Source organism: Paraburkholderia sp. MM5477-R1, assembly GCF_050436385.1.
GTDB lineage: Bacteria > Pseudomonadota > Gammaproteobacteria > Burkholderiales > Burkholderiaceae > Paraburkholderia > Paraburkholderia tuberum.
On record NZ_JBNDMC010000010.1, the window covers coordinates 720564 to 734799 of the forward strand.

At 62.5% G+C, this 14236-nt stretch carries 12 protein-coding genes; 2 read left to right on the forward strand and 10 right to left on the reverse strand.

Going from position 1 to position 14236, the window contains the following annotated elements; translation table 11 throughout:
* Nucleotides 1-14 precede the first annotated feature (14 nt).
* The 9 genes from OKW35_RS47125 to OKW35_RS47165 all read right to left on the reverse strand — a co-directional run bounded on the left by OKW35_RS47125 (nt 15) and on the right by OKW35_RS47165 (nt 9606).
* Nucleotides 15-1547: a class I adenylate-forming enzyme family protein gene (locus OKW35_RS47125; protein WP_429555661.1), complete on the reverse strand. Its 1533-nt coding sequence runs from the start codon at nt 1545-1547 to the stop codon at nt 15-17.
* Between the two features lie 33 nt (nt 1548-1580).
* Complete coding sequence (locus OKW35_RS47130; protein ID WP_429555662.1) at nt 1581-2396, reverse strand: 2-oxo acid dehydrogenase subunit E2; 816 nt, start codon at nt 2394-2396, stop codon at nt 1581-1583.
* Nucleotides 2397-2447: 51 nt separating this feature from the next.
* Nucleotides 2448-2678: a biotin/lipoyl-containing protein gene (locus OKW35_RS47135; protein WP_018425497.1), complete on the reverse strand. Its 231-nt coding sequence runs from the start codon at nt 2676-2678 to the stop codon at nt 2448-2450.
* Between the two features lie 43 nt (nt 2679-2721).
* Nucleotides 2722-3714 (reverse strand): alpha-ketoacid dehydrogenase subunit beta, encoded by a 993-nt coding sequence (locus tag OKW35_RS47140; RefSeq protein ID WP_429555663.1) that lies wholly within the window; start codon nt 3712-3714, stop codon nt 2722-2724.
* Nucleotides 3711-4697: a thiamine pyrophosphate-dependent dehydrogenase E1 component subunit alpha gene (locus OKW35_RS47145; protein ID WP_018425499.1), complete on the reverse strand. Its 987-nt coding sequence runs from the start codon at nt 4695-4697 to the stop codon at nt 3711-3713. Before OKW35_RS47145 ends, OKW35_RS47140 begins: the two co-directional genes overlap by 4 nt.
* Nucleotides 4698-4713: 16 nt before the next feature.
* On the reverse strand, nt 4714-6423 hold the full coding sequence (locus OKW35_RS47150; protein ID WP_429555664.1) for an FAD-binding protein: 1710 nt from the start codon (nt 6421-6423) through the stop codon (nt 4714-4716).
* Entirely contained in the window at nt 6423-7781 is a 1359-nt protein-coding gene (locus tag OKW35_RS47155; protein ID WP_429555665.1) for an aromatic ring-hydroxylating oxygenase subunit alpha, read from the reverse strand. The genes OKW35_RS47150 and OKW35_RS47155 overlap by 1 nt, the downstream gene beginning before the upstream one ends.
* Before the next feature lie 140 nt (nt 7782-7921).
* Nucleotides 7922-8854, reverse strand: a complete 933-nt coding sequence (locus tag OKW35_RS47160; RefSeq protein ID WP_429555666.1) for an electron transfer flavoprotein subunit alpha/FixB family protein — start codon at nt 8852-8854, stop codon at nt 7922-7924.
* Between the two features lie 2 nt (nt 8855-8856).
* Complete coding sequence (locus OKW35_RS47165) at nt 8857-9606, reverse strand: electron transfer flavoprotein subunit beta/FixA family protein (protein WP_018425503.1); 750 nt, start codon at nt 9604-9606, stop codon at nt 8857-8859.
* A gap of 137 nt (nt 9607-9743) precedes the next feature.
* Between OKW35_RS47165 and OKW35_RS47170 the strand changes: the two genes are divergently transcribed.
* Both OKW35_RS47170 and OKW35_RS47175 read left to right on the forward strand, forming a co-directional pair.
* On the forward strand, nt 9744-10754 hold the full coding sequence (locus OKW35_RS47170; RefSeq protein ID WP_429555667.1) for a zinc-dependent alcohol dehydrogenase family protein: 1011 nt from the start codon (nt 9744-9746) through the stop codon (nt 10752-10754).
* Between the two features lie 31 nt (nt 10755-10785).
* Complete coding sequence (locus tag OKW35_RS47175; RefSeq protein ID WP_187611699.1) at nt 10786-11568, forward strand: SDR family oxidoreductase; 783 nt, start codon at nt 10786-10788, stop codon at nt 11566-11568.
* A 128-nt stretch (nt 11569-11696) separates the two neighbouring features.
* Here the strand turns inward: OKW35_RS47175 and OKW35_RS47180 are convergent, their stop codons facing one another.
* Entirely contained in the window at nt 11697-14180 is a 2484-nt protein-coding gene (locus OKW35_RS47180) for an efflux RND transporter permease subunit (protein WP_429555668.1), read from the reverse strand.
* Between the last annotated feature and the right edge of the window lie 56 nt (nt 14181-14236).

Sequence of the window (14236 nt, forward strand, 5' to 3'; positions counted from 1 at the left end):
GAGGCGATTGCCGTTCACCGGGCAAACTGCGCGCGCAGACTTACCTTGCTGATCTTGCCCGTCGGCAGCCTCGGCAATTCGTCGACGAATGCAATGGCTTTCGGACATTTGTAGCTCGCGATCAAGCCGCGACAGAACTCGATCAATTCGGCTTCGCCCGCTTGCTCGCCACGGCGCAACACGACGATCGCCTTGACGCACTCTCCCCACTTCTCGTGCGGCGCGCCGATCACCGCCACGTCGATGACTGCCGGATGCTGGAGCAGCGCATCTTCGACTTCACGGCTGTAGATGTTCTCGCCGCCGGAAATGATCATGTCCTTCTTGCGGTCGACGAGGAAAATGTAGCCGTCCTCGTCCTGGTAGCCCATGTCGCCCGAGCGATACCAGCCATCGCGCAGTGCTTCCACCGTCGCCACGCTGTTGTTCCAGTAGCCACTCAACTGCGTCTGCGAGCGCAGCCAGACCTCGCCGGTCTGGCCTTGCGGCAGATCGTTGCCTTGATCGTCGACGATGCGCAGGTCGATGCCGGGGCACGGGCGCCCTACCGATGCGAGACGCCGTACCTGTTCCGGAGACCCTTTGGGCTTGACCTCATGCGCGGGCAACCAGCAGGCGTTGCTCTCGGTCATGCCGTATTGGACCGAAAACACCGGGCCGAGCACCTGAATGCCGCGCGACAGCAGCGGTGCAGGCACCGGGGCTGCCGCCGTGACGATGTTTTCGATGCTGGACACGTCATAGCTCGACAGTTCGGGCACATCGAGGACCGCCTGAAGCATCGCGGCAACCATGAACGTGAAGGTGATGCGTTCTTCGGCGATCGTCTCGAGCATTTGCTTCGGCTCGAAGACGCGATGCACGACCGTCGTGCCGCCCATCCAGGCCACCGAATTAACGAAGCCAATTCCACCGACGTGGAACGCCGGGGTCGTCTGTAGCACGCGGGTATTGCCCGAAAACTCCGTCACCAGCGCGCAGCTTTCGGCGGTGACGCACATGGCATGGTGCGTGCGCACGACGCCCTTGGGACGCCCCGTGGTGCCGCTCGTGTACATCAGGTACGCGTAGTCTTCCGGTTTCGAACGGATCGGCGGCCCTTCCACTGGGCCGGCTTCCATCACCGCCTCGAATGAAACGGCCCATTCCGGCGCGTCGCCAATGCAGATGTACTGCTCGATTTCGGGCAGTTGCGAACGCAGTCCGTTCACGACATCGGCATACTGAGCCTCGAATACGAGCGCCTTAGGGGCCGCGTCCTTAAGAATATAAAGAATCTCCGCGGGGGCCAGCCTGAAATTGACGGTTGCCAGAATGAAGCCGGCCCACTCGCATGCACGGTAGCTCTCGTAGTACTCCGCGCAATTCATCGCGAGGATCGCAACCCGGTCCTGACGCCGCAGGCCGCGCTCATATAGCGCTCCCGACAAGCGGCGTGCACGCTCCGCCAACTGACTGTGCGTCAGACGTCGGTCGGCGTACACGAGCGCCGTGTAGTCGGCATGCAAGCGAGCGTTTCGCTCGATCATCTCGCCAAGGGTTCTCATCTCAATCCTGTCGTTGTTTTGTCAGATCGACTGTTAGCCAGCGAGCGTCTGCGGATCGGCCAACACGGTTCCAATGAATGCGGCGAACCGCGCCGCGTCGGCTCCGTTGATCACGCGATGGTCGTAGCTGAGCGACAGGGGCAGCATCTTGCGCCAGCTGACGCCGCCGTCGTCCGCCGGCGCGGCTACCAGCCGGGTTTTAGTCGCGCCGAGAATCGCCACCTCCGGCGCATTGACGATAGGCGTAAAACCAGTACCGCCAAAGCCGCCGAGCGAACTGATCGAAAAGCAACCGCCCGACATCTCTGCCATCGACAAACCCTTTTCGCGCGCCTTCTGCGAAATTGCCGCAAGTTCCGCCGAGAGTTCTTCGACGCTCTTCCTGTCGCAATCGCGCAGCACCGGCACCAGCAATCCGAAGCGCGTGTCCACGGCGACCCCGATGTGGAAGTACTTCTTCAGAACGATGTTTTTGCCGTCACCGTCGAGCGACGCGTTGAATTGCGGGAACTCCTGCAAAGCCCGCACCACGGCTTTGATAAGGAAGACGAGCGGCGTCAGCTTAACCGCCGTGCCCGCCTCGTTACGGGCCTTGCGATAACTTTCGAGCGACGTAATATCAGCGTCGTCGTGGTGGGTCACATGCGGGATCGTCAGCCAGTTGCGCGACAGGAAGGCTCCTGTGAGCTTCTGGATGCGCGACACCGGCTTGACTTCCACCTCGCCGAATTCGGCGAAATCGACCTGCGGCCAAGGCGGCAGATTCGCGCCGAAAGCGGGGACTGCAGCCTCGCCGGGGCCGGTATTCACATCGGACTGCGGTCGCGTAGCAACGGATTCGACACTCATCGCGGATGCCTCTTCGAACGACTGTTGGATAGCGTGACGGCCTGCGGCCAATCAGACGATTTCCGCCAGCACCGTGCCGACGGGATACACTTCGCCAACCTGGGCAACGATGCGCAGCGTGCCCGACGCGGGCGACTCGACCTCCTGAATCGATTTGTCGCTTTCGAGCGCATAGAGAATCTGCCCTTCGCTCACGGTTGCGCCGTCGTCCGCCAGCCATTCGGCTAGCGTGCCTTCGTTCATGGAAAAGCCCAGTTTGGGAAGCAGCACTTGTGTGGTCATGACCTTGCTCTATTGATGATGGAATTCCGGGTGTTCGTGCTGGTCATTTCAGCGTCGCGCGAACCGCCGATTCGATTTCGGCCACGCCCGGTACGAACGCGTCTTCGAGCGGCTTGGAGAACGGCACGGGGCAGAATTGCGCGCCTACGCGCTGCACGGGCGCCTTGAGCTCGCGAAAGAGGGCTTCGTAGATACGGGATGCGATTTCCGCACCCACGCCGAACGGTTTGACGGCTTCGTGCACGACAACGGCGCGCCCGGTTTTTGCAACCGAAGTCAGGATAGTTTCGGTATCCAACGGAGAGACAGTGCGCAAATCGATCACTTCGCAGGCGACACCATCTTTGGCCAGCGCTTCGGCAGCAGCCATGGCTTCCTGCACGCGGCGGCTGTAGCTGATCACTGTCACGTCGGTACCCGCGCGAATCACGTTGGCTTTGCCAAGCGGAATCGCCACGCCGCGCTCCGGCGCACTGCCCGGATTCCAGTAGGTCGGCATGTTCTCGATGAAAAGGCAAGGGTCGTCATCGCGGATGCAGGACAGCATCAAGCCATACGCATCGGCAGGATTCGACGGTGTGACGACCTTGATGCCGGCAACGTGCGCAAACCAGGCCTCGAGGTAGTCGGCGTGCTGACCACCCGTGCCGAAGCCCGCGCCCGTCATGGTGCGGATGACGATCGGCACATTGGTCTGTCCGCCCGACATGAACCGCAGCTTCGCGGCGTGATTCACGATCATGTCCATCGCGACGGTCGTGAAGTTCATCAGCATGATTTCCGCCACAGGACGCATCCCGACCATCGAAGCGCCGATTGCCGCACCGATGATGGCCTGCTCCGAAATCGGCGTCGAACGCACCCGCGACGTGCCGTATTTCGACGACAGTCCCTTCGTTACGCCGACAATGCCGCCCTCCTGGCCGTCGGCAACGTCTTCACCCAGCACGATTACGTTGGCGTCGGCGGCCATCGCGTCGTCGAGCGCGAAGTTGACCGCCTGGATGGTGTTGATGTTGGTTGGCTGCTGGCTCATGCAAGCACCTCGTCCTTGAAGATGTCGCGCCGAAGCTCCGCAACATCGGGATATTCGCTCGACAGCGTGAATTCGACCGCGGCGTCGATCTGCGCCTCGTGTTCGGCTTCCATCGCAACCAGTTGCTCCTCGGTCGCATGCTTCGCATCGATGAGCCACTGACGGAACAGCGGCACTGGATCCTTCGCGAGCCAGGCGGCCTTTTCGTGCTTGTCCATATAGGCGTCCGGGTCGCCGAACACGTGCCCCTGAAAGCGGAACGTGTTCGCTTCGATCAGCGTCGGGCCGCCGCCATTGCGCGCGCGTTCGACCGCTTCGTGCGCCGCCTTGTGCATCTGAATCGGATCGTTGCCGTTCACCGTGATGCCCGGCATCTGGTACGCGACGGCGCGCTGGGCGATGTTCGGCGCGGACGTGCCATACGCGTATTTGGTGTGCTCGGCATAGCCGTTGTTCTGGCAGACGAAAATCACCGGCAACTTCCACACGGACGCCATGTTCAGCGACTCGTGGAAGGCGCCAATGTTTGATGCGCCGTCACCGAAGTAGGCCACGGCCACGCGCGATTCACCACGAATCTGCGCGGCGAGCGCAAGCCCATTTGCGATCGGCATCGAACTGCCGACAATGCCGGTCGTCACCATGACGCCCGACGCGGGGTGCGTGACGTGCATCGGGCCGCCCTTGCCTTTGCATGTGCCCGTCACTCGTCCTCCGAGCTCGGCCCAGAGTTCCTTGAGCGGCACACCTTTGGCGATCATGTCGTGGACGCCGCGGTAGATCGTGCAGATGTAGTCGTCGTCGGTGAGACACACCGACATCGCCGACGGAATCACTTCCTGGCCGCGCGGCGAGTAGTACGGCATCACCAGCTTGCCGGCCTTGATAACGGCACGAAAGCGCTCATCGTTCTGCTTGATGAGAGCCATGCGCCTGTAGATGTCGACCAGGACTTCGCTGCTGGGCGGCTGATAGGCATTCATTCGTCACTCTCCTGTGTCACCAGATCTTTTGCGCGCCGCTCGCATGCAGCGCCGCGATGTAACCGAACACGAACGATGCGCCGATGCTGCTGCCGGCGCCCGGATAACACCGGCCAACCACGGATGCCGTGCAGTTGCCGGTGGCGTACAGCCCAGGGATTTTCGAACCATCGTCCTTCAGCACGCGCCCGTATTCGTCGGTCACGAGACCGCCTGCCGTGCCCACATCCCCTGGATACATGCGCACGGCGTAGAACGGCCCGTCCTCGATCGGCCCGAGATTGGGGTTCGGTTTGATGGTCGGGTCTCCATGACAGCGATCGAATGCGCGCGAGCCGCGACCGTAATCTTCGTCGACGCCCGTTTCGCAGAAGCCGTTGAAGCGCTTGACGGTCCCGAGCAGCCCAGCACGGTCGATACTGCATTTCGCGGCCAGTTCTTCGAGCGTGTCAGCCTTGATCATGTATCCACTGTCGAGCCACTTCTGCGGAATCTGGCCCGGCATCGCCGTGCCCCACGGGTAGTACTTACGCTGCCGGCTGTCCATCACGACCCACGCGGGAACGGCCTTACCCGTCTGCTTGTGGCGCTGGTACATGCGTTGACCGATTTCCATGTACGCTCCCGCTTCGTCGCAAAAGCGCTCGCCGTCCTGATCGACCATGATCGAAAACGGCAGCGACAGGTCGAGGTGATGCATGAACGGCAGCGGCGAGCCATCCGGTGCGCGTGCACCTTCGGGCAGTTCCTCGTTGGGACCGAGCGACGTCACGACCCACCACGCTTCCTCCATGCAGTCCACTGCGCCGCCGAGCGCAATCGCGGCTTGCAGGATTTCACCGGTATCGCCCGGATTCGCATTGGTCCAGTCCGCGGACGACGGCTGCGGCTGGTACCTGCGGCGCATTTCCGCGTTGTGTGAAAAGCCGCCGGTATTCAGCAGGACGCCTTCGCGAGCACGCACGCGCAACTCGCGGCCGCTGCGCACCGCGACGATGCCTGTCACGCGTCCGTCCTCGACGATAAACTCGCGCACCGGCGTGTCCGTCCAGATCGGCACGTTCGCGCGCAGCGCCATCTGCAGCATGCGCCCCTGAATCGCCGCGCCGTTGGCCACGAGCTCCTTGCCGGTAATCTTCTGATAGAGCATCCGGCCACCCAGTTGCATCGCCTTGCGCTTGCCGCCCCACGTCCGCTTCATCAGAAACAGTTGCGGATACTCGTCCGAGTTGGCCGGCATCGACGGGCCCTTGTAGCGCGACAGACGCGGCGCCCATTCGCCCAGTTCCTTCACGTCGAACAACCTGGCCAGCAGCGACCGGCCACGCGGCTCGCCGCCGGGCAGCGTGTCGTAGTAATCGGACCAGCCGTCCGCGTACACGAACTGCATCCCCTGCTGCTCGAGAAACTCGGCCATCTTCGGGCCGGTGCGCAAGTAAGCCTCGCGTCGCGCGTCAGAAGTCCCCGGCCCTTGATAAGTAACCGCCGCATCGAAGTACTGGCGCGCGCGTTCATAGGAATCGCTGACGCCGTGACGCTTCATCACATGATTGTTCGGAAGCCACCAGACCCCGCCCGAATATCCGGTCGAGCCGCCGACCTTCGCCTGCTTCTCGATGATCAGTGCTTCTTTGCCCACCGACTTGCAGGCAAGCGCCGCACACATCGAACCCCCGCCGCTGCCGACCACCACGAAGTCGTAGGTTGCGTCCCAGTTCGTCGACATCACTCATCCCGCGCGATGAATTCGCGCAGCGCGCGATGGAAGTTCGAAACCGACGATTCCTGCAGCGGATTGGTGCGCAAACCCTTGAAGCCGCGCGACTTCATGCCCTGCTGAACATTGGTCATGTTCTGGAAGTCCTGCCACAGGATCAGGCCGAAGTTCTCCTGCGCGTTCTCCTTCCAGTCGTCCACGCCGTAATAGAACTCGCGCTTCAACGGCGGCTCCGCCCCAGGCGCGAAGCGCTGCAGCGACCAGATGTCGTAGATGCACGAATCCGGGTTGTCGCCATCCGGCCGCGCGCGATAGAACAACGCGCCGTCCGGGTACGGCAGGAACACCAGATTCGGAAACACGTGCCAGTCCGCTCCCGCGCGACCCAGTTGCTCGAAAGAGATCTCGGGCCAGCCCGCGCCCTCGGCGATGGCCGCCTCGCGCTGAAATTCCATCGCCTTCCCAAGGACTTCGAACTGGTTACCCGACGGCGACATTTCGGTCATCAGGCGCTTCGCGGCTTCGTAATCGCGCGCGGTATTGATCGCCTTCAGAGTCTCTTCCATTACCCGGAAAAAGTTCACGAGCCCCTGGCGTACGTCTTCCGGCATCGGCTTGCCGGTTCGCGGCGAGGGCGCGCCGATCATCCGCGTCGCCGTCGAATAACCAAACATCCCATGGCGGCCATAGGAGAAACTGCGCGTCACGTCATCGCCGGCGACGTCGAGCAGTTGCGGATGGGTTGCCGCTACGTGATAACCCTCGTTGAACGCTTCGAGTGCAACCTTCCAGTTGCACGGCAGACGAATCGACTTGTACCAGCGGTAGCGCATCTTTTCGAACTCGAAGCAGTTCGTGATCTCCGGCACCGGGTCGAGAAATTTCGCGAGCGGCTCTGCGTCCGGATCCATATTGATGAACACGAACCCGCCCCACGTATCGACCAGCACGTCCGTGAGACGAAGGTCCCCGTCAGCCATGTCCGGGCAACCTTCCCAATCTTGCCTGTCGAGCACACGCGCAAGACTGCCATCCAGATTCCACTGCCAGCCGTGATAGGCGCAGTGAAATTTCGCGGCCTTGCCACAGCCATTAGTCAGGCGCCGGCCACGGTGCTGGCAGACGTTGAAGAAGGCCTTGATCTGATCTCCCGCGGTTCGCACCACGATGATCGATTCGCCGGCCACGTCGAAGGTCACGAAGTCGCCCACGTTGGGAATCTCTTCCAGACGGCAGGCGACCTGCCAGACTCGCGGCCAGAGGCGCTCGTTCTCGCGCTCGAGAAACTGCTTCGACAGGTAACTGTCCTTCGGGACAAAATCGAGGCGGACAGTGTGCTCACCCGAATCGGGACTGGTGTTACCCATTGTTATCTCCTTCGTCATATGGCCGGCGTAGGCACCGGTTCCGCCTTTTTATGTGGGGGCCGCGCAGTCGACGGCCATATTGCAACTAGCTGTTCAATTATCTTGAACAGCGTTCTGCTCGGTGTCAATCCGGGCGAACGTCAATCGAGCGCCGCGGTCAGTGCCGGGACAGCGTCGAAAAGGTCGGCGCTCAGACCGTAGTCGGCCACCTGAAAGATCGGCGCCTCGCTGTCCTTGTTGATCGCGACGATGACTTTCGAGTCCTTCATACCGGCGAGATGCTGAATCGCGCCCGAGATACCCACCGCGATATACAACTGAGGCGCGACGATCTTGCCGGTCTGGCCGACCTGATAGTCGTTCGGCACGAAGCCGGCGTCGACCGCGGCGCGCGACGCGCCGACCGCGGCGCCAAGCTTGTCCGCGAGCGCGTCGAGCAGTTTGAAGTTGTCGCCGTTCTGCATGCCTCGGCCTCCCGACACCACGATGTTGGCTGCCGCAAGCTCCGGCCGGCTCGATTTCGTCAGTTCCTGGCCGACGAAACGGGCCTTGTCGAAAGCCGCTGCCGATGCGACGGCGCGCGACGGCGCGGCGGCCGAACCGGTCGCGGCCGCATCGAAAGCGGTCGGACGAATCGTGACGACCTTGATTGCGTCGCACGATTGGACCGTGGCGAGTGCATTGCCCGCGTAGATCGGACGCACGAACACATCGGGGGCCTTGAAAGCGATCACGTCGGAAATCTGCGCGCTGTCGAGCAGAGCGGCTACCCGCGGCATGAAGTTCTTGCCCACGGCCGTGGAGGCCGCGATCACGTGCGTATAACCGCTAGCCAGCGAAACGACGAGTGCGGCCAGATTTTCCGGCAGCCCATGCGCGTATTCGGGTGCATCCGCGACGAGCACTTCGGCGACGCCGGCAACGTTCGCGGCCTGCTCTACCACCGCCGACGCGCCGTGGCCTGCGACCAGTACATGAATGTCGCCGCCCGCAGCGCCTGCCGCCGTGACGGCGTTGAGCGTGGCGCGCTTGAGGCTTGCGTTGTCGTGTTCGGCGATAACGAGAATAGTCATGATCAGATCACCTTCGCTTCGTTACGAAGCTTTTCAATCAGCGCTGCAACATCGGGAACCATCACGCCGCCCTTACGCGCCGGCGGCTCGGTCACTTCGAGAACCTTCAGACGAGGTGCAACGTCGACCCCCAGCGCGTCGGGGCTCAGCGTCTCCAGCGGCTTCTTCTTCGCTTTCATGATGTTGGGCAGCGTCACGTAGCGCGGACTGTTCAGACGCAAGTCCGTCGTGACCACCGCCGGCAGATCGAGCGCGACACGTTCGAGTCCGCCATCGATCTCACGCGTGACGAGTAGTTGTTGACCGTCCACTTCCGTCTTGAACGCGAACGTGGCTTGCGGCCAACCGAGCAACGCGGCGAGCTTCTGGCCGGTTTGTCCCGCGTCGTTGTCGATGGCCTGCTTGCCGAGCAGCACCAGTTGCGGAGTTTCCCGCGCGGCCACGGCGGCCAGCAGCTTGGCGACCGCGAGCGGCTGCAGATCCGCATCGCTTTCCACCAGCACCGCGCGATCAGCCCCCATCGCGAGCGCCGTACGCAGCACCTCCTGCGATTGCGTGGTTCCCGCGGACACCACGACGACTTCACTCGCTACGCCCGCTTCCTTGAGGCGCACCGCCTCCTCCACCGCGATCTCATCGAACGGGTTCATGGCCATTTTCACGTTGGCCAGATCGACGCCCGAACCATCGGACTTCACCCGAGGTTTCACGTTGTAGTCGATCACGCGCTTCACCGCGACCAGTATTTTCAATTTGACGCTCCGAACGCTTTGTTGAACAATGTTCTATATTCTGAACTCATCTTTTTGTAGCTGTCAACGAGAAGAATGAGGAGAACGTCGCTTGTCGCTCAATTCGACGCCCTCGTTCGACACCATGGAGACGACCAATGAAGCTCTATCGATGTGAACGGTTTGAAGGTATTGCGGGTCTGGCATTGCGCGAGGAACCCGATCCGGCGCCGCCCGGCGCTCATCAGGTACTGGTACAGGTCAATGCGAGTTCGTTGAATTTCCGCGAGTTGCTGCTGATCAACGGTGCGTATCGCGACTGGATGGCGCCCAACTTCATTCCGGCCTCGGACGGCGCGGGCGTCGTGCTTGCCGTCGGCCCAGGCGTGCGGCGCTTCCGACCCGGCGACCGGGTGATGGCCAATTTCGCGCAGAACTGGCACGGCGGCAGCCGCCCGCAACACGCGGATACGCTGGGCCGCGGCGCTATCGTCGAAGGCATGCTGCGCGACAAGGCGGTGCTGAGCGAGGAAGAACTGGTTAGCGTTCCGGATCATCTTTCCGACGAGGAGGCCGCAACGCTGCCTTGCGCCGCGCTCACCGCATGGAACGCGCTGTGCCAGCATGCGCCGCTGCTGCCGGGCCAAACCGTGCTCGTACAGGGCTCTGGCGGGGTATCGCTGTTCGCTCTGCAGCTCGCCCGTCTGTTCGGCGCGCGCGTGATCGCGACTTCGTCGAGCGAAGCGAAGCTCAAACGGCTTGCCGAACTCGGCGCCGACGCCACGATCAACTACCGCGACACGCCGAATTGGGATGACGCCGTGCTGCGCCTGACCGATGGCTTTGGGGTCGATCTGGTCGTCGAGGTGGGCGGCGCCCAAACCTTCGGCAAGTCCATTGCCGCCACTCGCGACAGCGGGCGCATCAGCGTGGTCGGACTGCTGACCGGCGCCCCTTCTCCCGGCGAAGGATTCTTCACGCGCGGACTGTCGATCGCGCCGATCCGCGTCGGCTCCCGTCAGGATTTCGAAGCGATGAACCGCGCGATCGGACTGCACAAGCTCAAGCCCGTCATCGACTCGGTTTATGACTTTGCGCGCGTACCGGATGCGCTGCGGCACCTCGAAAGCCAGCAGCATTTCGGCAAGATCGTCATTCGCCACTGGTAACCAGCCTTCGCATGATCCATGGAGTCAGACTATGAAACTCTTTTCACTGGAAGGACAGATTGCGCTCGTCACCGGCGCGTCGCGCGGCCTCGGTTTCGCCATGGCTAACGCGCTGGCGGCAGCGGGTGCGACGGTGATACTGTGCGCGCGTTCGCGCGCGAGCCTCGAAACCGCTGCGGAATCGATTCGTAAAGCGGGCGGCGACGTCGATATCGAACCGTTCGACCTCACCGATCAGGGCGCAATCAGAAACGGCGTTCGCAACGTCCTTGCACGCCACGGACGCATCGACGTCCTGCTCAACAATGCCGGCATTTGCGAGTGGAGTGATTTTCTGCAGTCGAACCTCGACATGTGGCAAAGAACGATGGATACCAACGTCACGGCCGCCTACGTGCTCGCGCAGGAAGTTGCGCGCCAGATGATCGAACGCGGACACGGACGCATCATCAACGTCGGGTCTTATGTGTCGGTGCTCGGTCGCGAGAAGCTGCAGGCATACGTGGCCAGCAAGCACGCGATCGCCGGACTGACGAAATCGCTCGGCGCGGAACTGGGCCGACACGGCATTCGTTGCAACGGCATCTGCCCCGGCTACTTTCTCACCGAAATGGCCGAGCCCGTCACGTCCAACCCGCGGATGAAGGAAATCGTGCGTTCGCATATCTCGGTGGGACGCTGGGGGAACCCCGAGGAACTCGGCGGCGTCGCGGTTTTTCTCGCCTCCGAAGCGAGCTCCTACATGAATGGGCAAATGCTGATGGTCGACGGCGGGGTCTCGGAGATCCTGAGCTTCTCGATGTCCGTGGTGTAGCGCAACGAGTGGCTCGCCCCAACGCGCCGCGTGACCTGCAGGCAACCCGGCCCGCTATCTCCATAGATAGCGGGCCAATTCTTTTGTCCTGCCAGGGTGCCGCGCGAAGAGCGGCACCCGTTCCGCAGTCACGACCGCAGCGTTGCCTCACCGCTACAGGCCTCGACCTTCGTGGAACCGGCGGCGCCGCCCTTCGCCACTGCTTTACGCGAAATGCCTTGCAGCAGGAAATGCGACAGCGCCGGAATGAGGATCAGCGCGCCGATCATGTTCCACAGGAACATGAACGTGAGCAGGATGCCCATATCGGCCTGGAACTTGATCGGCGAGAACGCCCACGTTATGACGCCGGCAGCCAACGTCACACCGACCAGCGCCACGACCTTCCCGGTGAACTGCACCGCGTGCCGATAGGCTACACGCAGCGGCTGCCCAGCGCGCTGATACGCGAGCTGCACACTCAGCAGATAGAGCGCATAGTCGACGCCGATGCCCACGCCCAGCGCGATCACCGGCAGCGTTGCCACCTTCACGCCGATGCCGAGCTTGACCATCAGCGCCTCGCACAGCACCGACGTGATCCCGAGCGGCACGACCGCCACCACGACCGCGCGCCAGCTGCGGAACGTGATGAAGCACAGCAGGATCACCGCTGCATACACCATCAACAGCATCGTGCGGTTCGCCTTGGCAACAACGACGTTCGTCACCGCGTCGATGCCCGCCGACCCGGCCACCATCAGGAACTGATGATCGGCGTCGCTATGGGTTTTCGCGAATGCCTCTGCAGCCTCCATCACGCGCGACAGCGTCGCCGCTTTGTGATCGGTCAGATAGGCGATGACCGGTGCGGTGCCGCAGGTCTGGCTCAGCAGATCAGGATGATCGAGCAGGATCTGCCACACCGTCTTGTTCACGATCGAAGGCACGCGGTCGATCGTGTACCACTTCGGGTAGCCCTCGTAGAACCCGGACGTCATCCAGCGCGCGAGACCGCCGACCGAGGTGGTGGTCTGCACCCCCGGCACACCCCGCAGTGCGGTTTCGAGCCGGTCCGCCTCGAGCACCAGCGGGAAGTTGTTGGCGTCGCAGGTGCCGTGCGACGACTTGCCGATCACGACGAACGGGTCGCTCGACAGACCGTAGTGCGCGTTGGTGTACGCGTTGTCGAGGTTATAACGCGACTCCGGCCTGAGTTCCGGCGCGCCCGAATCAAGGTCGCCGATCTGCAGGTGCTGACTGATCGACCAGCCGAACACCGTGAGCGACGCCGCACAAACGATCGCACCGACAGCCCAGCGGCGCTCGGTGAAGCGATCGAGCAGATTCCACAACGCGCCCGCCGACGAGGTGCCGCGCGCGTCGTTCTGCTCGCCACGCACGCTGCGTCGTGCAGCCGACGGACTCACACCAATGTATGACAGTAGTACCGGCAGCAGCAGCAGGTTGGTGAAGACCAGCACGCCGACGCCAACGCTCGCGGTAAATGCCAGATCCTTGATTACCGGAATGTCGATGACCATCAGCACGGCAAACCCAACCACGTCCGCGAGCAACGCCGTGAGACCGGCGAGGAAAAGCCGCCGGAACGTGTAGCGCGCCGCCACGTAGCGATGCGTGCCACGCCCGATGTCCTGCGTGATCCCGTTCATCTTCTGCGCGCCATGCGAGACGCCGATCGCGAAAACGAGAAACGGTACGAGCACCGAGTACGGGTCCAGCACATAGCCGAGCGTGCGAATGATGCCGAGCTGCCAGACCACCGCAATCAGCGAACACCCCACCACCAGCAGCGTGCTGCGATAGCAGCGCGTATAGAGAAAGATCACGACGAGGGCGATCCCCGCGGCCACGCCGAAGTACATCGCTACCAGCTTGAGTCCGTCGATCAGGTCGCCGATCAGTTTCGCGAAGCCCACCACGTGAACCCGGACCTCGCCGCGGCCCTCCGCTTTGATGACCTCGTCGATCCGGTGCGAGAGCTTCGCGTAGTCGAGCGGCTTGCCGGTATCGGCGTAATGATCGAGCAGCGGCAGCTGGATCATGCTCGAATGCAGATCGTTCGACACGAGGCTGCCCGCGATGTTGGCGCGGGCAACGTTGGTGCGCAGCTGTTCGACTGCCTGCGCGGACCCGTCGAAGCCGTCCGGCATCACCGGTCCCCCTGCGAAGCCGCGCTCCGTGACCACGTTCCAGCGCACGATCGGCATCCAGAGCGACTTCACGCCAGGCCGGTCGACGCCCGGAATCAGGAACAACGCGTCGTTGATACGCCGCAGCGCCGCGAGATATTTCGGATCGTAGATGTCACCCGACGGATTCTCGACGACGATCCGCAGCGAATTGCCGAGTCCTTTCAGATCCGCCTTGTTGGCGAGGTAGTTTTTGATGTACGGATGCGACAGCGGAATCATCTTCTCGAAGCTCGCATTCACATCGAGCCGCAGCGCCTGAAATCCAAGCACCGCCGTGATGATCGCGCAGATGATGATGAGCCACGGACGCCGGTTGAAGATCAACCGCTCGAGCGCGTTACCCGAGCGCGTATCGAAGCTGGCAAGATCCGCCACCACGGGCATCTTGTCGAATTGGGCATTGTTGCCGCCAGCCATGTCTGCTCCCCCTTAGGGTCTGTTTACATATGGAACGCACGTGCGTTGCCGCGAGA